The organism is Bradyrhizobium sp. LB11.1 (genome assembly GCF_040549385.1).
Taxonomy (GTDB): domain Bacteria; phylum Pseudomonadota; class Alphaproteobacteria; order Rhizobiales; family Xanthobacteraceae; genus Bradyrhizobium.
Genome location: NZ_JBEPTH010000012.1, coordinates 19,032 through 38,098, shown reverse-complemented (window position 1 = coordinate 38,098; position 19,067 = coordinate 19,032). Strand labels below are relative to the sequence as shown.

At 58.2% G+C, this 19,067-nt stretch carries 15 protein-coding genes; 10 read left to right on the top strand and 5 right to left on the bottom strand.

The genetic code is table 11. The annotated features are described in order from the left end of the window. Positions 1-14: 14 nt before the first annotated feature. The 6 genes from ABIA96_RS27010 (at position 15) to ABIA96_RS26985 (ending at position 7,313) form a co-directional block, all read left to right on the top strand. Positions 15-1,040, top strand: a complete 1,026-nt coding sequence (locus ABIA96_RS27010) for an ABC transporter substrate-binding protein (protein ID WP_354140080.1) — start codon at positions 15-17, stop codon at positions 1,038-1,040. 857 nt (positions 1,041-1,897) lie between these two features. Next, positions 1,898-3,202: a WcaI family glycosyltransferase gene (locus tag ABIA96_RS27005; RefSeq protein ID WP_354140079.1), complete on the top strand. Its 1,305-nt coding sequence runs from the start codon at positions 1,898-1,900 to the stop codon at positions 3,200-3,202. A gap of 148 nt (positions 3,203-3,350) precedes the next feature. Further along, positions 3,351-4,421 (top strand): GDP-mannose 4,6-dehydratase, encoded by a 1,071-nt coding sequence (gene gmd, locus ABIA96_RS27000; RefSeq protein WP_354140078.1) that lies wholly within the window; start codon positions 3,351-3,353, stop codon positions 4,419-4,421. Next, positions 4,402-5,370 carry a GDP-L-fucose synthase gene (fcl, locus tag ABIA96_RS26995; protein WP_354140077.1) on the top strand — a complete coding sequence of 323 codons (969 nt, stop codon included), beginning with the start codon at positions 4,402-4,404 and terminating at the stop codon, positions 5,368-5,370. The genes gmd and fcl overlap by 20 nt, the downstream gene beginning before the upstream one ends. A gap of 29 nt (positions 5,371-5,399) precedes the next feature. Continuing rightward, entirely contained in the window at positions 5,400-5,981 is a 582-nt protein-coding gene (locus ABIA96_RS26990; protein ID WP_354140076.1) for a putative colanic acid biosynthesis acetyltransferase, read from the top strand. An 876-nt stretch (positions 5,982-6,857) separates the two neighbouring features. After that, on the top strand, positions 6,858-7,313 hold the full coding sequence (locus ABIA96_RS26985; protein WP_354140075.1) for a helix-turn-helix domain-containing protein: 456 nt from the start codon (positions 6,858-6,860) through the stop codon (positions 7,311-7,313). Positions 7,314-8,460: 1,147 nt separating this feature from the next. Here the strand turns inward: ABIA96_RS26985 and ABIA96_RS26980 are convergent. After that, on the bottom strand, positions 8,461-8,727 hold the full coding sequence (locus ABIA96_RS26980; RefSeq protein WP_354140074.1) for a hypothetical protein: 267 nt from the start codon (positions 8,725-8,727) through the stop codon (positions 8,461-8,463). Between the two features lie 478 nt (positions 8,728-9,205). Here ABIA96_RS26980 and ABIA96_RS26975 point away from each other — a divergent pair, with 478 nt between their 5' ends. Then, positions 9,206-9,469, top strand: a complete 264-nt coding sequence (locus ABIA96_RS26975; protein WP_354140073.1) for a hypothetical protein — start codon at positions 9,206-9,208, stop codon at positions 9,467-9,469. A gap of 83 nt (positions 9,470-9,552) precedes the next feature. Here ABIA96_RS26975 and ABIA96_RS26970 read toward each other — a convergent pair whose 3' ends face one another. Then, positions 9,553-10,290: a metallophosphoesterase family protein gene (locus ABIA96_RS26970; RefSeq protein ID WP_354140072.1), complete on the bottom strand. Its 738-nt coding sequence runs from the start codon at positions 10,288-10,290 to the stop codon at positions 9,553-9,555. Between the two features lie 543 nt (positions 10,291-10,833). Here ABIA96_RS26970 and ABIA96_RS26965 point away from each other — a divergent pair. After that, positions 10,834-12,264 (top strand): undecaprenyl-phosphate glucose phosphotransferase, encoded by a 1,431-nt coding sequence (locus ABIA96_RS26965; protein ID WP_354140071.1) that lies wholly within the window; start codon positions 10,834-10,836, stop codon positions 12,262-12,264. A gap of 33 nt (positions 12,265-12,297) precedes the next feature. Here the strand turns inward: ABIA96_RS26965 and ABIA96_RS26960 are convergent, their stop codons facing one another. The 3 genes from ABIA96_RS26960 to ABIA96_RS26950 form a co-directional block, all read right to left on the bottom strand. Next, complete coding sequence (locus tag ABIA96_RS26960; RefSeq protein ID WP_354140070.1) at positions 12,298-12,591, bottom strand: hypothetical protein; 294 nt, start codon at positions 12,589-12,591, stop codon at positions 12,298-12,300. A gap of 502 nt (positions 12,592-13,093) precedes the next feature. Next, positions 13,094-15,325: a Wzz/FepE/Etk N-terminal domain-containing protein gene (locus tag ABIA96_RS26955; RefSeq protein WP_354140069.1), complete on the bottom strand. Its 2,232-nt coding sequence runs from the start codon at positions 15,323-15,325 to the stop codon at positions 13,094-13,096. Positions 15,326-15,355: 30 nt separating this feature from the next. Further along, positions 15,356-15,787, bottom strand: coding sequence for a hypothetical protein (locus ABIA96_RS26950; protein ID WP_354140068.1), 432 nt, complete (start codon positions 15,785-15,787; stop codon positions 15,356-15,358). 710 nt (positions 15,788-16,497) lie between these two features. Here ABIA96_RS26950 and ABIA96_RS26945 point away from each other — a divergent pair. Together ABIA96_RS26945 and ABIA96_RS26940 are read left to right on the top strand one after the other, a co-directional pair. After that, entirely contained in the window at positions 16,498-17,709 is a 1,212-nt protein-coding gene (locus tag ABIA96_RS26945; RefSeq protein ID WP_354140067.1) for an acyltransferase family protein, read from the top strand. 7 nt (positions 17,710-17,716) lie between these two features. Then, positions 17,717-19,060: a hypothetical protein gene (locus tag ABIA96_RS26940; RefSeq protein ID WP_354140066.1), complete on the top strand. Its 1,344-nt coding sequence runs from the start codon at positions 17,717-17,719 to the stop codon at positions 19,058-19,060. Positions 19,061-19,067 lie beyond the last annotated feature (7 nt).

Below are 19,067 nucleotides of genomic sequence, written 5' to 3'. Positions count from 1 at the left end.
GATTGACCCGCGGTATGGCCATCAGCCTCGTCGCGCTCCTCGCAACAGGTGTTGTGTTCGCCTTGGTCCCTGACGTTACGCCAGCCGACGTCCCAGCCGAGTCCTCCTTTCAGGCCAGCCTCTTCCTGGATGGCCCCTACGCCGCTCGTTTCGCTGGGGAAATGATTGCGACCAAGGAGGGCTATTTCAACCCAGGAGTCGTTGTGCGGGCGCTTCCGGACGATCCGAACTTCGTCGAAACAGTTGCACGAGAGAAGGCAATCGGCGTTACGACGGGCCAGAAATTCCTGCTGGCGCTTTGGCGGGGCGCTCCTGTTACGGCCTTTGCCGCGAGCTTTCTCGACACTTCGGTCGCTATTTTTGCGCTCAAGCAGTCGGCTTTGCATCGTCCGGACGACCTTCTCGGCAAGCGCGTTGGTTACCGTGCGGGGAGTGAGGCAGAGGTCATCTTTGACGCCATGATCGCCAGCCTTCGATTACCACGTAGCCAGATCGTGAAGGTCCCCGACCGGGCCGACTTCCAGGCGCTACGATCTGGGGAGGTGGACGCGATTATCGTCCCGATCAATCAGCAGCCGAGCCCGACGAGCGCGAACTACGTTCCATTGACCGTCATAAAACCTCAGGACTACGCGATTCACGTGCCTGGGCAGGTTTATTTCGCCAGCAACGACTTGCTTCGGGACCGGCCGTCGGAAATTGCCGATCTGTTGCACGGCTTGGTGCGAGGTTGGAAATTCGCTTATGCTGATTACGGTAGGGCCGTGCCGGTCATCGTCGATTTTGACCGGTCGGCGCTGGCTCCCGAGCGGGTCAGGTTCGAACTGGAGCAGCAGCGGTCCCTGGTGCTGCCGGTTGGGGCCCGTATCGGCGAATACGACGAAAGTCGGTGGCGAACTCTGCGCGACATCCTCGTCTTCGCGGGCCTTGGCAGGGAGAATGCTCCGCTGTTTCAGGCCGTCAGCACCCAGTTCATTCGTGGCGAATACCGGCGAGCGCCAGCTAAGGACGGGACGGGGGCCTTTAGCGGACCTGATTAGGCGTGACCGGCTGGGAAAACAGGCGCGCTGCGGTCCGTTTGCCTTTTCCCCGTCCGATTGCTAAAAAACGGCTGGACGGCTGGCTGATGTTCGAATCGTTGTGCTTGGACGAGATTTGGCGCCAGATTGGCAAGGGCAGGGGGACGTGATGGCAAAGCAAATAATCCCGCGTTTGGGACTGTTGGTATCGGCGATATTCTTTTCGGCCGGGCAGCAGGCATCGGCAGCAATGCAGTTGCCAACACCTGCAGCTTCCATGCAGGTCGAATACGCAACCCCGGTCACATTCTGGGCTCACTCATATCCCTACCGCTACGTGCCGCGGCGCCGCTGCCCGCAAGCTCGCGTCGAGACGCCCTACGGCTGGTATTGGGACCGCGTCTGCGTGACTGCGACCGGTCCGATTCTACGCCGAGCTTATTAGGCAGCATGCTTCGGGAGAGGCTCCCTTTCGCAGGCCCCGCCTCAGATTTCAGGCAGCGCGCGTTCATCATTAAAATGTTCATGTCTTTACTCTGCTCAGGAGAGCTGCCACTCCGCTAGGAACGGAAGCCTCGGGATAACATACTGCCCTGTTAGCGATTTCGGATGCGCTTCTTGAGCAGGAAATTTAAGGACCGCGACGCTGGCGTCGGCCAGTGGCTAGCCGGCCTGTTGGGCAGAAACGTGCCTGGTCGATACTATTTCGCGCGAAGCCGCGTCTGTATCCAGCCTGGTGACCTGGATATTGCGCCTGAGAAGCCCACGGGCCGAGGCCGCGAAAGATTTAGCGGTGACTATGAGACCAATGCGCCCATTCATTGGCTGGTCGGCGGCGAGTTTTGGTTACGAGAATATTTATCCAGGGTTTGAATTGAATGCGTATTCTTTTGGTTGGCATCAATTACGCTCCCGATCTGGTCGGCGTGGCGAAATACAACACCGAGCTTTGCGAAAGTCTTGTTGCCGAAGGCCATGAGGTCAGGGTCATCACGGCGCCTCCCTACTATCCGGCCTGGAGCATCCCTGCTGGTTCCGATTTCTCCTATTTCAGGCGCTCGACCATTGGGGGCGTTGGCGTCGTGCGAACGCCGATCTACGTGCCTAAGCACCCGACCGGTATAAAGCGTCTGCTTCATCACTTTTCTTTCGCCCTGACGAGCCTGTTACCGGTGGCGATCGAGGCATATTCTTGGCGGCCTGACATCGTTCTCTCCGTCGCGCCGTCGTTGATGTCGGCTCGATTCGTCTCCTTCGTTGCTCGTCGCATCGGCGCCAAATCGTGGCTTCATGTGCAAGACCTCGAGATCGATGCCGCATTTGGTCTCGGATTGCTCCGGAATCGGTCACTGCGCAAGGTGATGCTCAGGATCGAAGCGGCAATACTCCGCTCGTTTGATCGCGTCTCCAGCATCTGCCCGCAAATGGTGGAGCGTTTGTGGGACAAGAACATTGATGCGCAGAAAACGACTGAGATCAGAAACTGGATCGACACGGATGCTATATTTCCTTGTTCGAAGGAAACGAAATATCGCGAAGCCCTCAATATCGACAGAGATGACGTCGTTGCACTTTACTCCGGCACGATGTCGACCAAGCAAGGGCTTGATCTCCTGATCGAAGCCGCCGCTCTTCTTCAGGGCAATCCTCGACTCCATTTCATCTTGGCTGGCGAAGGGCCATACAAGGCAAAATTGGTCGAAATGGCTTCTGAGAATCCGAGAGTTCATTTCCTGGGGCTGCAGCCTAACGAGAGTTTCAACCAACTGCTGGCGACGGCTGACCTTCACGTTCTACCGCAGAGGCCGGAGGCGGCAGACCTTGTGTTGCCGTCCAAATTGGGGGCGATGTTTGCGTCCGCGCGCCCAGTCATCGCCATGGCGGAACAGGGCACCGGTCTTGCCGTCGAAGTGCAGAGTGCAGGTTGGGTCGTTCCGGCGGGAGACGTGCGCCTTATAGCAGATGCCATTCTCCAGATGAGCGAAGATCCTTCTCTTCGCGAGAGGCTCGGTGCAGAGGGGCGTAAGCGTTCCATTGAGCATTGGGATCGCCGTACTATCGTGCGTCGTTGGATCGACAACATGAGTTCGATATGCGGTCTGCCGGACAGGTGCGAGGACAGTCCTGGTGCAGTTAACGAGCGGACGGCGACTTCGCTCAATAAAGCTCTTCCTCTACCCTGACGTGCGGCACGTCGGGAGATGTCCGGCGTTAATGATCACTTCCTGCGAGGATTGACCTGCGTGGAAGATGGCTTCTACATGTCCCGACGGTCGAGCTATTCGATCGGTCTGGTTTCTTTTCTCGGCGATCAAAGGTAGGATCTCGCGTATGAGTGGACGTACTGCGCTGATCACGGGCGTTACCGGACAAGACGGTGCCTATCTTGCAGAGCACCTCATCTCGCTCGGTTATGTCGTTCACGGCATCAAACGACGTTCGTCTTCTTTCAATACCGCTCGTGTAGATCATCTCTATCGCGACCCGCACCTCGGCGAAGTGCCCTTCCTCATGCACTACGGCGACATGACGGATTCCACAAATCTGATTAGGCTGGTGCAGCAGATCAGGCCGACGGAGATCTACAATCTCGCCGCGCAGAGCCATGTCGGCGTCAGTTTCGAGAGTCCCGAATACACCGCGAACGCCGACGCCATCGGTGTGCTGAGGCTCCTGGAGGCGATCCGCATCCTGGGCATGGAGAAGGAGACGCGGTTCTACCAAGCGTCCACCTCGGAGCTCTATGGGTTGGTGCAGGAGATCCCGCAGCGCGAGACCACGCCGTTTTATCCGCGATCGCCCTACGGCGTCGCGAAGCTCTACGGATACTGGATCACGGTCAATTACCGGGAAGCCTATGGGATGTTCGCCAGCAACGGCATCTTGTTCAACCATGAGAGCCCGATCCGGGGTGAAACATTCGTAACCCGCAAGATCACCCGCAGCGTTGCCCGCATCGAGGTTGGGATCGAGGACACGCTTTACCTCGGTAATCTCGAGGCGAAACGCGACTGGGGGCATGCCAAGGACTATGTCGAAGGTATGCACTTGATCATGCAGGCGGATAAGCCGGACGATTTCGTGCTCGCTACCGGCGAGACGCGCTCCGTGCGCGAGATGGTTGAACTCTCGTTCAGGGAGGTGGGGCGTGAGATCGAATGGCGCGGCAAGGGCGTCGATGAGACCGGCATCGACAGAAGCAGCGGCAAGACGGTGGTTCGAATCGATCCGACCTATTTCCGGCCTACCGAAGTGGATATTCTGGTCGGCGACGCAAGCAAAGCGAACAAGATGCTGGGTTGGAAGCCGAAGCGGACTTTCGGCCAGCTCGTGCAGGAGATGGTGGAAAGCGATTTGAAGATTGCAAGGCGGGAGCGCTCCGGTGGCACCCACCCGGTTTGAACTGAATGGCAAGAGCGTCTACGTCGCCGGGCATCGCGGCATGGTCGGCAGTGCGCTGACGCGTAGGCTGGCGAAGGAAAACGTGCGATTGCGCACCACTGAGCGGAGCGAAGTCGACCTGATCAATCAGGCGCAGGTGTTCGATTGGTTCGCAAAAGTGCGGCCGCAGATCGTGTTCGTGGCCGCGGCCAAGGTGGGAGGCATCGCCGCCAACGACACGCTTCGCGCCGAGTTCATCTACGAGAACATCGCAATCGCAGCCAACGTCATCCATGCTGCTCATGTCAACGGTGTCGAAAAGCTGATGTTCCTCGGCTCGTCCTGTATCTATCCAAAATTTGCGCCTCAGCCCTTGCGCGAAGATTCGATCTTGACTGGGGCGCTCGAGCCGACCAACGAGCCCTATGCGGTCGCCAAGATAGCTGGCGTCAAGATGGCCGAGGCCTATCGGAGCCAATATGGCTCGGACTTTATCAGCGTGATGCCGACCAATCTCTATGGCCCGGGAGATAACTATCATCCGGAATACAGCCATGTTGCAGCCGCCCTGATCCGGCGCTTTCACGAAGCCAGGGTCGCGGGAAGCACGAGCGTCGTCATCTGGGGGAGTGGATCGCCGCGCCGCGAATTCCTCTTCGTTGATGACATGGCGGACGCCTGTATTCACCTGATGAAGACCTATTCGGGCGCCGAAGCGATCAACGTCGGGACTGGCAGCGACATCACGATTGCCGAACTCGCTCATGTGGTTGCCGACATTGTAGACTATCAAGGGGGGATTGCTTTCGACCCGACCCGTCCTGACGGGACGCCGCGCAAGCTGCTCGACGTCAGCCGTCTGTCAGAACTCGGGTGGCGGGCACAGATCCCATTGAAGGCCGGGATACGACGCGCCTATGAGGCTTACCTGGCGAACCAACGATCGGCCAACGTCAATCGGCGAACGTAGCCTTCCCTCAATCCGTCGAGCTTACCACAATGCGCGAATTCCAGAAGTTGGATCAATTTCGGGTACCGCCGGGGTTTCGCGGACGTGGGGCGGTCGTCGTGCTGCTTTGGCAGCTCGTGCAGTCTACACTCTTCGCACTTTCGCCTCAGCCGTTTTTTGCATGGCGGCGCTTTCTGTTGCGCCTGTTCGGAGCGAAGATCGGCCGTAAGGTGCTGCTGCGACCGACAGTGCGCGTGACTTATCCCTGGAAAATCAGGATAGGTGACTTCTCCTGGATCGGTGATCACGTCGAACTCTACAGCCTGGACCACATTTCGATCGGCTCTCATTCCGTAATTTCGCAGCGCTCTTATCTCTGCACGGGATCGCATGACATGGACGATATCTCGTTCAGCTACGTCACCGCGCCGATCGTGGTTGACGATCAAGTGTGGATCGCGAGCGATGTGTTTGTTGCGCCGGGGGTGAGGGTCGGCAGAGGCGCCGTCGTGGGCGCGCGGAGCACGGTGTTCAAGGACATATGTCCCGAGGCCATAGCCGTCGGCGAGCCCGCGCGGGTCGTGCGTAACCGCCGTGGATTTGATGGAGACAAACTTCGCAATGCAATCTAGATGCGCGCCGTTTGTCGGCTTGAGCTCCAAGTCTCATCGCCAGCTGACAGCAACACGAACCACGCCAACGTAGCCAGAACTGAGAAACCGAGTACGCAAGCCACGGAAATGCTTTCAGGGGGCAACATAATCTCGGCCTCGAACACCGCACTCGGTTGCTCGACCAGCGCTGCCGCCAACCATTTGTGAACGAGGTGGCGAGCGCGCATCTGATGTCCTGCACGGTGCGGCGCATCCGAGCCGCCGGTGAAATGGCGTCGGTCCTTCAGATTGAACCACACGATATGATGTAGCGCATCGACGCCGCTTGTCTGGACGAAACGAACCGGATCTTCTGTTGGCGCCGTCCTTGCGCCAGTTTGAAACAGTAACGCTCCAATCGCACGGGAATCTCAGTCCTTTCTGCAGCCATCAGGTCTCGCGCATAGACTTGCGCTTGCGATAGGTGGAGGCAAACTTCGAGCGAGTGAGCGGCGGCAGCGGCTACTCATCTAAAAGTCACAATTTAAAGCCACAAGGAACTAGAACCAAAAGCCCACGAAAGAACCGCGGCGCGTCTCTATCTCTTCAGAGTTCCTGCCTCGTCTTCGATGCCGCTCCCCGAGTGACTTCAACGTGTCCCGGTACTCAAACGGAGTGAGCTGGAAGGAACCTACTGGCCGGCAAAGATGATCTTCCGCACAGTCAAGTTCTATACGAGAGAGTGGCCTGGTGATCGTCGCACAGGTTACACCGAAGATCGAAGCGAGCTAGATGTAGTCTCTCAGGAGGTTGTCCATCCGGTCTGAACTAAGGAAACTGAGGTTGCGAAGCTTCAGTGTTCCAAAGTTTCAGTGTTCCAAGGAGAGGCCGGAGTACTTCCACAAGGATGCGCCTTTGACGCCCAAAGGTCGAGAGGCGATGGTGCGAAGCGTGGTCCAAGGCGGGTTGAAAGCAGTCGACGTGGCTCACCTATTCAACACGACGCCGAAGACCGTCGCAAAATGGGCCAAGCGGTTCGGCGCGGAGGGTGTGGAAGGATTGCGTGATCGCTCCTCCAAGCCCCCATTCATCGTCGAGCCAAACCCCGCTAGCCACGTGCACGGCCTAGAGGCAAAGCCGAAGGAACGGCTGATGCCGAGAACTCTCCAGGAACAACTGGACCAGGTTGAGCGCGAAATCGAACTATACCTGGAATTTGATAAGGTTCAGAAAGGTCGGCTCAATCGCGAGTCCTACCTGTGGACCGCAGAAGATCGCATTGAATGGCAGGAAATGCAGTCCGCCAGTGCTCAAAGGGTTCGCGAATTGCGCGAAGAACGTGACGCTCTGCGCAAGCGCTTGGGCCTGTAGCCGGCGGCGCAAAAATGTAGCTTTCAACCAGGCGCCCCGACGCTGCGCGCCTTGAGGCTGATCGGTGAGGTTATCAGCGCGCGCCATTTGTCGATCGGTCACGCAGCCGAACCCCTTGCCGTTCAAGGTAGGTTGAAATGCTTGACCCCCGGCCGGCTTGCTGGGGAGTCGAGCGCCTGACATCATGACGAGCAGGTAGAGAGTAAGCACTCGATTGGGAGTGCGATGCTGGATTTGAACCAGCCGTTCCGCATGGCTCGCTGTGCCTTCTCTTTCGATTTGATGGCCGGTCATCGCTGCTAGGCTTGGGTTCCGGAGTTCGGGCCGCGTGCGCTCGGATGAGGGGACATTGCGGCGAGCCTTTCGCGATCGGGCAATCTTCGTTTCCCGCTAAAAGCTTGGTCAATTTCCCGCTTCCAGGTCGCGGGAATTAGGCTTCTAACCCCTTGATTTGCGACATTTCTTCCGCTCTTCCGATCGGAAAGGGCGCCGCCTTTGGTAGACTTGCCTTGTTAATTCCCGTTCGTTGGGGCCGACGAATAGACCGGACAGCTTCCGGCCGCCGTGTTACAGCCGGGAATGAGGAAAATCATTCTGGTGATGCTGTTCGTCATCACGCCTATGTCCGCGCAAAGCGAACCGCTACCTCCCAAGGCACCATTAACCGATCGCGAACAGGTCCAGGCCGATCGCGCGCGGGCGGTCGTGGAGGAAAAGAACGCCCCGACATCGCGCCCTTGGGACAGGGGGGCGGATGGCAAGCGGCCTTGGGAGCGGGGTGCGCCACCGAAGTAGTGGCCTTCTCAGCGACACGGCGCTACCGCACAGTCACTTCCACAATGATGACCGAGGATCCGCGCTGTCTGCGATTTTCGCCCGACACCGCAGTTCGAAACCGGTCAGGTCCCGGGTTTGAGGGAGCCTGGTAGCGAAACGACGGGCCGGCGATCGTCACGATGACGGCATGCGGCGCTTCTACCAGTTTAACTTCGTCCAAAAGGTGCGTCTTGCCGCGCAGGCCTTGTAGGCATTCCGTCCCGGATGGGATCGAAGCAGTCAAGCGGCCCAAACAAAACTGCCGCCACCGACTGCTTGGTGTTGCGGCGGTTCAGAGTCGAACGCAGCTGTTGGCTAAACGCCCTTGCGTTCACCGAGCGTACCAATATCCCCACCAGCGATGGGACACCGGTCGTGCCTCCGCCTTCATGGCCGCAACTTCCTCCACCGAGCGAAGTTGGGGGCCATAGATCGCAGGTGGGTAGACCTCATCCCAAAACACGTAACCGGTTCGGACGTAGGCCGCACGGTGATGCACCGGAGCAAGCGCGAGCTCCGCGGCTGGAGCTGCGGTCGCGACCAAGGCGACGCCAAGAACAGAAAGAGCAATGATTGGAGCAAAGGTGCGGAAGTTCATAGGATCGATCCCTCTCAAAATAGGAGAGAAATAATGCGACGCCTTCCTAAAGGTTGCAAGCACGACGTGCCGCAGATTGGCTGCAAGTCCAATTTTCAGGTGCGCTGGTTCTGCTCGATGACGGGATAATTTCGACCGAACAGTTTCAAGAGCAACCTTCGGCTTGGATGGATCGGTGCAGCGGGCTAGGGATCGCTCAACGGCTGGGCATGAAAGATGCTGCTGCTGATACGGGATCAGGCGTGAACAATCTTTCGGCGCCGACAGCCATCATGAATCATGATGTCGACACACTGCTCGATGCAGATGGCCAAGCACCACTTAGGACGACTCCATGGCTTCTGCATTTGTCCCCGCTTTGATCTTCTGCGCTGGCGTTCCGTTAGAATCCGCGCTTCGCGCCTGGCGGCTGCAACGAACGACGGCCCCGCGCGGGGAGCGGCGCCCGGTTCTTGCTGATGAAAGGTGGGCATAGGACATGACCGAGCCAAAGAAGGACGCTCCGCGACGGTACATCGTTGATGGCGGCGGACAGCGTGTCCTTGTCGGTCTGTCCATTGCGGAGACCATCGAGTTCGAGACGTTGGACAATCCCGACGCTCTTCCAGGCGCGGATCGTCGTATTGATCAGGACAAGCCTGGGCAGCGGTGGCTGGAGCTCTACGCCAAGCATGAGCAAGCCTGGAGCAACTGGATGGCCCAAACGGGAGCTCGGCGGGAAAAGCCGCACGCCCTCAACTAGGTGAATCCCTCGTCGCGTCCCAGCCCAGCTCGATCCTTCGGGCGAATGATCTTCGTGGCCATGAGCAAACGTTTGCTGACTGCTCACACGGCGAGCATGCGGCTGCCTTGTATGCTCATGAGAGTCAGATTGCCCGTGGCATAGGCGCCGGTATCGATATTGACGCGGTTCGCCAGGATTTCTGCGGCACGGACCGGGGTGTGGCCGTGCACGATGTACTTGCCGAACTGCTCTTCGCTCCGAAGGAATTCTTCTCGAATCCAGAGCAGGTCGTCTTCTCTTTGCTCGGCTAAAGGAACACCGGGACGGACGCCGGCGTGGACAAAGAAGAAGTCGCCACAGGTAAAGCTGAGCCGCAAAGCGTCCAGGAATTCCAGATGTTCGCCAGGCATTGTGCGGATCAAGTCGCGCAGTATCGACACGGGATCGTTACGCTTCAGATCCGGCGGCGCGAGCCCATAGGACATCAGTGTCTGGGCGCCGCCGACGCGAAGCCAATCTTCGAATAAGGATGGGTCTTCGAAGACCCTCACCAGAAATGACTCGTGATTTCCCCTGAGGAAAACCGCGTTTCCTCGCCGGCTTCGTTCGATCAGGATGTCGAGGGTGGTACGCGTATCCGGCCCGCGATCGATATAGTCGCCCATGAACACTTCGATCGCATGGCGCGGTCGACTGTGGGCAACGTCAGCGTCGACCACCCGCAGCATGGGCTGCAACAAATGCGAGCAGCCATGAATATCCGAGATCGCGTAAATCCGAACGCCGTCTGGCAATTGCGGCTTGTGAATTGGCGGGTTTGATCGGGCAAGAGATATCATGGCGCGTACTCGGTCTGTTGGTAGGGGATAGTTTTGCCAAGTCGGTCCGCGGCAGGAGAAGATAAAAAGGGAAGCCCGCTTCTCTGACAGCCTGATTTTGTCCACGGAAAGCGTGATGTTTGCTCGCTTGCTTAGCTTGTCGGCACGGGTCGAGCAAATCAGGCAATCTCGCGGATGCAGCTCTAGATCGCAATTCATCGAAATTCGCGTAATCGATTCGGTTGTCTCTTTCGAGCCACGTACGCAGGACGCGCGGTAGAAGATATCAGAGACGAACCAGCAGTCTTCATATCAACTACATCGAGTCCGATGTGGAACTTGATTCAAAATGGGGCAGCAAGCTGGATCGTATGTCAGCACTGTGACGCATTCTTCATCGCGCAACGAACCATCTCAAAAAATCGAGATGTATTTCTGCGTTGCAAAAGTTTTGCGTGCGACGCCACAATATCGCTGTGTTCACTTCACAGGTTGGCTTCGGGGAAGTGACGGATCTTCAGCATCACGGATCAGCGTCAGGCACTCTCGATAGCAGAGGTTCGAATGGCTGTTGCAACTTTTGGTTCTGAAAACGCTGGCGCGCTGTCATCAAGGCGCGCCACGGCTCTTCAGAGGCCATTTCAGATCGTCGTCATCGCCGCTGACTTCTTGCTGATCTTGCTCAGTTATGGTGCTGCGGCAGAGCTCTATAGCGCTGTGATTGCTTCCACAGTCGAGGGCGTTTCGATGGGTGCCGGCCTGATTGTCGGCGTTGTGTTCGTCTCGGTGGCATATTTCCAAGATGTCTATGCCACCCATCGTTTGCTGAATCTCGTCTGGCAGCTTCGCAAGGCCGTGTTCATATGGTTGGCGTCGTTGACGATCCTCGCTGTCGCGGCATTTTTGCTGAAATCGACGGATAATCTGTCTCGCGGTACAGTGATCACTTTCGCCGCAATTGGCGGCGCTGGATTGATCAGTCTGCGTTTTATCTGGCAGTTCGTACTGGGGACAAATTATGCCAGGAGCAGGTTGGTCGATCGCAAGGTGATTCTGCTGAGTCTGAAGCCGCTCGATTTCACCTCGAGCCGCTTCAAGGATCTGCGCAGGAACGGCTTCGATGTCATGCGCCACTTCGTGCTCGGGATCGACAGCGGCGATGGCAATTGGGAGCGACAGATACGGGATGTTATTCGTCAGTCGCGTCAGGCGGACGTCGACGAATATCTCGTCGCGATCGATTGGAATGAATTGCCTATGATTCGAAAGCTCGGGCCGTACCTGCGCGCGGTGCCCCAGCCGGTGCGTCTTCTGCCGGACGATTCGATGGCTGACCTCGTGTCGCGCCCGTTCCTACCCGTCGGTGGGACCGTGGCGGTGGAGATTCAACGGCCGCCCCTCAGTGTCTTCGAGCGGCTGCAAAAGCGCTGTCTCGACATTGGGGTCGCCTTGTTTGCGCTGATCATACTCGCGCCGCTCCTGTTGACCGTCGCCCTATTGGTCAAGCTTGGTTCACCGGGAACCGCCATCTTCCGGCAGTCGCGCCGCGGGTTCAACGGCAAGCCTTTCGAGATATGGAAATTCCGCACCATGACGGTTTGCGAAAATGGGCACACGATTGCGCAGGCAACCAGGCAGGATGCGCGCGTCACCAAGATCGGCCGGTTCCTTCGGATGACGAGCATCGATGAATTGCCGCAGCTTTGGAACGTCTTGCGCGGCGAGATGTCTCTGGTCGGGCCACGTCCGCACGCGCTCGCCCACGACAATTACTATGACGAACTCATCAGCAAATACGTCTACCGCCATCACATGAAGCCGGGCCTGACAGGCTGGGCTCAGGTGAACGGCTTCCGGGGAGAGACGCCGACGATCGATCTCATGGAAAATAGGGTGGAATACGACGTGTGGTACGTCAGCAATTGGAGCATCTGGCTGGATCTGAAGATCATGGCGCGCACGGCGTCAGCGGTGCTGTTCCAGGAAGCGTATTAGGCCCTGAGTTTAGAGGAGAGGCCGTAGACGACCCTAGTTTTCGTTTCCAGACCTTTTCCTGAAAAGGCGGACGATTGCATCGCGTAGCGCTAGCAGTGGCGGCACAAGAACGAAGAATGCGCCCATAGCCACTGAGGCGACCACATGGCGGAGCGAGAAGGGCTCATCTTGCTCGATTTCTCGGCGGTTCGGGTCAAGTGGGGCAGCGGAGAGAGTGGCCGCCAGTGGTCGCGATTGGCGCCGCGGCTTGCGGGGGGGAACCACGGTCAACACGAAGAGGATGTTGAGCAACAGCCAGATGCTCAAGACAATGAGCACGATCACCATCGGAACCTATCCAAAAAGTACAAATAGTATGAGCTCACATTAGCCTTAGGGAACTCAGAAGGAAAGGTGCCCAAAAGGTCAACAGGCCTAAAGCTTCACCGAGGATCGGCAAAGCCCTTCGTCTTGAGGAGAAGCTGGCGACTACGGTTCTATCTTGTCGCCCCAGCCGCCCTCGTCAACCTATGCCTTGGGCTATGGCAGAGATCGCAATTTGTGGATTCCGGATGAATACGGACATCAGGCGGCGGGCGGGTCGGTCGCGGTCCGGCGTCCCTTGCGGGTCGGTTCTTGCCGTCGCGGGGAACCCAGGCCTGGTCGAGCCCGCTGACGCATCCGGCGTCCTGAACAGCTAACTTTGGGGCCGCGTTGTCCGACCGGCCACAGGAGCGGTGGGCGGTGGTTCCAGTGACATCCCTACGAGCTCGGCAGCTGAGGAATTCGTGGCGGCCGTCAGCAGAGTATGTGGAAAGGGGGGCGGTCTCGCTGACCGCGCCCCTTCGCTTCAGGCTTGCTCGACGTAATAGCTGTTGCGGTGCTTGCCCTTATACGCCTCGATACGCCCGAGCATCTTCGGGTTGGCGCGGTTGAGAACGGCGCCCAGGAGTTTCTTCTGAAGGATCTCCGATCCCGAAATTGATTCTTGAAGCGCGGTTCGCGTGGTCTCTCCCCATTCGATCACATAGACCATTGCATCGATCAGGACGCTGAACGCCTTGGAGTCGGCCACCGGCATCACCGGGGCGAGATCGATAATGATATATTCGTATTGCTGCCGTAGCACCGTGAGCAGGTCGGCCATCGCCCTTGAGGCGATGACGTCGGCCGAATTGACCATGCGAGAAGCAACGATGGAGGGCATGAAATCGAGACCCGTCTCCTTGCTTCGTTGCACGTGATAGCCGAAGGCGGTCGGATCACCGAGAGCCTCGACCAGTCCGCTGTTGGCGTCAGGTGCAAGCTCGCGCGTGAGTGAGCGCGTATGCAAATCGCCGTCGATCAGGATAGTGCGATGCCCCGTCATGGCAATCAATTGAGCGAAATTGGCAGCCACCGTCGTTTTTCCCTCCTTCGGGAGCGACGATACAATGCCAATGACCTTGATCTCTCGGTTCAACCGCGCCACGTCGATCGAAACCTTGATGTTGCGCAAGGTTTCGGCAAACCGCGAGAACGGATGATCGACCACGTAGCGAGATAGCCCAGGTACGTTGATCTTCGCGGGCGTCGAAAGCAATGCGCGTGTCCTCGCCGCGGAGCGAATATCTGGCAGGACACCGAGGCACTTCACACCGAGTTCGTCCTCGACCTCCCCGGGGGTCCGCAAGACGTCGTTCAGCAATTCACGCGCAAACGCGGCTCCGAAGCCGAGACAGAGGCCACCGACCAGGCCACCCACCAGCGCCAAAACCGTTCGTGGCGAGCTTTTGCGATCCGGCTTGGTCGCGGTACTGATGAGACGGGCCTCGCTGAGCGGAAAGCTCTGATTCTGAGTGGCGCTTTGCAATTTCTCGAGGAAGGTATTGTAGAGATTCCGGTAGGTGTCGGCCGCGCTTTCGAGGTCGCGCAGCTTGACTTCTGCCTGGCCGGTATGACCGGCTTGGGCCACGAGTTCCTTTACGTTCTTATCAAGAGACGCTTCTCGGCTCTTGGCGATTTCGTAATCACTGCGATAGGCGTCACCAATCCGATGGATTTCATCGGCAATGTTCTTGCGCAGTTCTTCCATCTTGTTGGCGAGGTTGACCGCTGCAAGGTGAGTCTTGCCGTAACGTCTTGACCAGTCGGCATACTGAGCCGCCAGGTCGAGATACTGCGCCCGCAGGCGCGTAATGACAGGGTTGTTGAGCGCGTCGGTCACGGTCGTCTGGGCGACGTCCTGATCGGAAATCGCTTCAATCCGGTCGAGGCGCGCCTTCGCTTCGGCCGTCGCGGCCCGAGCTTGAACCAGCTGCGTGTTCAGGTCCGACAATTGCTGCTCGGACATCAGGCCACGGCTGGTGCCGACGATGTTGTGCTCGGCCTTGAAGGATTGCACCGCGCGGTCGCTTGCTGTCGCCTGCTCACTGAGCTCGACGCTTCGCTGCTGGAGCCATTCGGTCGCTCGCTTGGTGGATTGGTATTTGGCTTCCAACGCGCCCACGAGGTAGGCGTCGGCAATGGCATTGGCTATTGTGACCGCCTTGGCAGGATTATGTGCACGATAGTTGAGCGACAGCACGTATGTGGTCAGGACCCGCTCGACCCTTAGATTCTTCTGAATCATTTCGACCACGGCGTGTTCGATCCGCTCCTGTGAGGGCGGCTCGCCAGAGTCGAACAGTGACGTGATCTTGCCGATAAGGGTGGTCAGAAGTCCGGGATTGGAGCCGTTGAACTCCGGATCCTCAGTCAGCCGCAGGCGGCGAACGACAGAAAGGATGAGATCGTCGGAATTAATGACTTCAACCTGGCTATCGACGAAGCCTGTGTCGATCAGGGCACTGTTGGCGCCGCTATCCTTGTCCAGCACCTGGGTCTGTCGGGTGTCCATCATAATGCGGGCATTCGCCGTGTACATCGGCTTCGCCAAAACCAAGTAGACGATGACCAGCGCCAGCGAAGCCCCGACCGCCGCGATGATGAGGGGCCATTGGCGACGAAGGACGTCGGTCACACGGTCGAAGCTAAGGACCGCACCGCCAAACTCGATGCCAAATCTGTGTGCCGACTGGAACTGTTCTCTGGGCTGATACATCTGCAAATTCGCTGCCTTAACGGTCACGGATCAATTCGGAAGGGGAACAGGCTTGAACGGGTCGGCAAGTTTTGTCTTCCACTCGCCTTCCAAGAGAGCTCCTCCTGGAGACGGCGGGGTCGGTCCCTTATTTTGCCGCTGCAACTGGGTGGCGGACTCATCTTCGCCTGCCTCGGAATAGCCCGCTTGCACAGTGAGATCGCTCACCCGCTGTGTAAAATCCTTGATCTTGCGCGCGGCGTCCGGCTTCGTCGACGTGCACATCGCTTCCGCGAGCCGCAGCGCCGCGCCGATCGCCGATCGATCCGAGGAGGCCGACTCGGAAATAAACGTCTGCACCGACGGCAACACCGACGGATTGGTGGCAATATACGTGGCAAGCCGCGACCGCAGCTTCTCTTTGTCGTTGCGCAGTCGTTCCAGCAGCGAAGATGGCGACTTCACGAACGCGTCGAGCTCCATTTGCGAGGCGCGGTCCGAGAATCCGACGCATTGAGCTTGGGATGAACCAACGCTTGATGCGATCACAGCCGATGTTGTCAAGATGATCGGCAGCCATCTCGGCGTCGCACCACGACGTGCTGATCCGCAGCTCATTCATGTTCCTTCGTTGTTGCTCGAAGTCGTTGCTCGAAACAATTGCGCGCCAAGCTTGGCAGGCAACTGTGTCAATTGTTGTGCGGCGCAAAAAATCTGGTTCAGCCGATCACGTCTCGGTCGGTTGCGAACTCACTGCCCGTTTTCTTGCCGGTTGTGGAAGTACGATCTTCAATGCCTGCGAGAGCAGCATGCTGCCGCCCACCAATGTTGCAGTTTGAAGTCAAATGAGGCGAGTCCGACACGCCGTCGCCACATGCGTAGGCACGCGAATTGTTCCAACACATTTGCGATCACGCACGACAGTTCCGGGTGATTCATCGCAACATCGCCGAACTTTGCGCATACTTCGCGCGCAAATGCGCGCGAGCACTGCGCTGCGGATTCAGTCGAATCCTCCTCATGCTCTCGTAAAGCAAAAATGTCGCAAACTTGTCGCGCATATGTCGGAATGAAAGTGAGCGATGAAATTTCCGCCGGTCGTCATGTGCCCAAGGCGAATGCTCAATCGTGAAGATTGAATGCGCTAAAAATCTGATACAGACTGCCGCGGTGCAATAGATACGGATGTCGATGTGACGGAGTTACTTCATCGTGAAAAAGCGCACGTCCTGCCGCTCGACAGCATCCGTGGCATCGCTGCGACATCTGTGGTGATCCACCATCTTCTGCTGATGCCGACCTTTCTGGCGGTGTTCCCACACAACGCCTGGATCAATTGTTCGTTTTTCAGAAGCGCGTGGCTACTGGTCGACTTGTTCTTTGTTCTCAGTGGCATCGTGATGTCGTTGAGCTATGTCGAGGGCGACTTCGGACGCTTCTCGCTGCGAGATTTCATGGTGCGGCGTCTCGCGCGGGTCTACCCGCTGCACATCGTGATGCTGTTCGCGAATCTCCTGTTCCGCCTCTTGCGTATCGGTTTGGTCATGGCCGGTGTTGTGATGGCTGCACCGGCGGCCTTCGAGGTGAACAATGCGTATTCCTTCATTCTCAATGTCTTTCTTCTGCACTCGATGGGATTCATCGACTATCTCAGCTGGAATGCGCCGAGCTGGAGCATTAGCGTCGAATTCTACACTTACCTGGTATTCGGTCTGATTGTCCTGGTTGCCCAGCGCTTGCGTTCGTTGCTGTGGCTTTACGTCCTATGCGGACTGCTGGTGGCCGGAAGCCTTATCTTCATCGTGTTCGTGCTGGACAAGAGGAGCCTCGGGCTCCAGACCGACTACGGCATCGTGCGCTGCTTTGTGAGCTTCTTCCTCGGCGTGTTGACGGCGAAGGTCGTGCATGGGCTGCCGGGCAAGCCGGGGCCGGCTCTCCAAGGTGTGCTGCAATTTCTTGCCATGATTGCGAGTATCGCGATGGTGTGTGTCGCGGAGACCAATCCGACGGCGACCTTCCTTGCGCCGCTGACTTTCGCGATCTTCCTCGGAAGCCTGCTCGCCTTTCCGGACGCCTTGCTGGTGCCGCGGATACTGGTGGCGCAGCCCCTGGTGTGGCTGGGACGCCGATCTTACTCCATCTATATGGTGCATGCCCTTGTGGTTCTCTTCGCCGAGTACTTCGTGCGGGCTGTCGGGGCGCGGACGATCGGGACGCTCGATTCATTCTGGCCTGGACTGCCGGCCACGTTGAATCTCGTCGTCTCGCTGGCAGCTGTGTTGGCGGTTTCGCACTTCAGCTATCTCTACATCGAGATTCCCGGTGGAAAGTGGCTGCGGAGCGCTTTTGGAAGCCGGCCCGATTTTGCGGCATCCCCCGCGCCATCGGCGCGGCTGACGAACTGAGCCGCACATGACCGCCCTCGCGCTACAGCGCCCCCGGATCACGCTGATCAGTCTGAACATCGAGGCGATCGCCCTTGGCGTTTATCTGGTTCGGGATGCCTTCGGCGGCGTGATACGCTACTACACCAGCGTTTTTCATGTGGATACGCTCTGGTACCTGCCCGACGCCGTCGCGCTGCTGTGTCTGGTCCAGTTCTTCGTGCATTGCATTCTGCGCAATCGTAGCACGCTGGCCCTTCTGGTGTTCGTGCAGCTCACACTATCCCTGGTGCTCGGCTACTTCATGCTGGGCACCGCGACCGCGGCGATCTCATCATTCAAGATGATGCTGCCGGTGTTTGTCGGATTTTGCTTCTGCGATTCGAGCCTCGGCTCTTACCGAAAGTTGCTCTCGGTCGTCGCCGTGACCTTCTATCTCTCGGTCATCGGGGTGTTGCTGACGAAGTTCTACGTCATGCCCTGGGTCGGATACAAATATGAATCTTTCGGCGCCGTGCGTGAGGCCGGCCGGCTGTGGTGGGCCTATGGCGGCGATGATCAGCGTCTCATGGGCTTTGCTGCCGACAATACCATGGCCGCGTTCTTCATCCTCGTATCGTTTGCGATCACGTCGATTCGCAAGAGCACAGTTTGGTGCCTCCTGTTCGGCTCCCTTGCGGTCTACGTCATTCGTCTGACCACCAGCAAGACGACCATGATCGTCCTCGTGCTGTACCTGGCGCTGCTGGTGATCGTGCGAATGCTGCCGGAAAGGTCGCGCCTCCCTGCGATCCGGGGCATCGGGCTCTGGTCGTTCGCTGCGATCCTGGTCCCGTTCTTCATGATCGTGGTCGCATCAGGAACCGCGGCAGTGCCGCACTCGACACTGTTCAGCATTCTCGACCGGATCAACAACAGCTGGCAGTTGCCGTTCGTCTACATGAGCCAACTCATGCCGATCGGCTTGGTGACGGGGTGCGGCGCGGGATGTTTCAACTATCCGCAGAAGCTGTTTTCGCCGCTCGCGGCGTACTGGGTGCCCGTCGACAACTTCTACATCGGGACGTACCTGATGTTCGGGCTCCCGTTCGTTGCTTTCATGGTGATGGTGTTCCGGGCGAACTTCGGGGCGACCGACGTATACAAGCTGACGCTGATCTTCGTCGTCAATCTGTTCACAATCACGGTGTTGAACTACGGTCCGGCATCGGGCCTCCTGATCATCGCATTGAGTTTCAGTGAAGTATTCTCCCGACGGGTGACGTCCGCGCGGGCAGTTGGTGCTGTCCCGACGGAGGCGCCGCAGCCGATCCGCTCGCTCGAAGGTCTCGGCGTGGACATGCCCGGGTCGGTGGCGGGCGGGAGCAGGTGAGACCAAC

What these genes read in the sequence shown, in the direction of transcription:
- ABIA96_RS27005 (WP_354140079.1), top strand. Translation starts at nt 1,898, where the DNA reads ATGCGTATTCTTTTGGTTGGCATCAATTACGCTCCCGATCTGGTCGGC.
- ABIA96_RS26955 (WP_354140069.1), bottom strand. Translation starts at nt 15,325, where the DNA reads ATGTATCAGCCCAGAGAACAGTTCCAGTCGGCACACAGATTTGGCATC.
- ABIA96_RS26950 (WP_354140068.1), bottom strand. Translation starts at nt 15,787, where the DNA reads ATGGAGCTCGACGCGTTCGTGAAGTCGCCATCTTCGCTGCTGGAACGA.
- ABIA96_RS26940 (WP_354140066.1), top strand. Translation starts at nt 17,717, where the DNA reads ATGACCGCCCTCGCGCTACAGCGCCCCCGGATCACGCTGATCAGTCTG.
- ABIA96_RS26965 (WP_354140071.1), top strand. Translation starts at nt 10,834, where the DNA reads ATGGCTGTTGCAACTTTTGGTTCTGAAAACGCTGGCGCGCTGTCATCA.
- ABIA96_RS26990 (WP_354140076.1), top strand. Translation starts at nt 5,400, where the DNA reads ATGCGCGAATTCCAGAAGTTGGATCAATTTCGGGTACCGCCGGGGTTT.
- ABIA96_RS26975 (WP_354140073.1), top strand. Translation starts at nt 9,206, where the DNA reads ATGACCGAGCCAAAGAAGGACGCTCCGCGACGGTACATCGTTGATGGC.
- gmd (WP_354140078.1), top strand. Translation starts at nt 3,351, where the DNA reads ATGAGTGGACGTACTGCGCTGATCACGGGCGTTACCGGACAAGACGGT.
- ABIA96_RS26970 (WP_354140072.1), bottom strand. Translation starts at nt 10,290, where the DNA reads ATGATATCTCTTGCCCGATCAAACCCGCCAATTCACAAGCCGCAATTG.
- ABIA96_RS26960 (WP_354140070.1), bottom strand. Translation starts at nt 12,591, where the DNA reads ATGGTGATCGTGCTCATTGTCTTGAGCATCTGGCTGTTGCTCAACATC.
- ABIA96_RS27010 (WP_354140080.1), top strand. Translation starts at nt 15, where the DNA reads ATGGCCATCAGCCTCGTCGCGCTCCTCGCAACAGGTGTTGTGTTCGCC.
- ABIA96_RS26980 (WP_354140074.1), bottom strand. Translation starts at nt 8,727, where the DNA reads ATGAACTTCCGCACCTTTGCTCCAATCATTGCTCTTTCTGTTCTTGGC.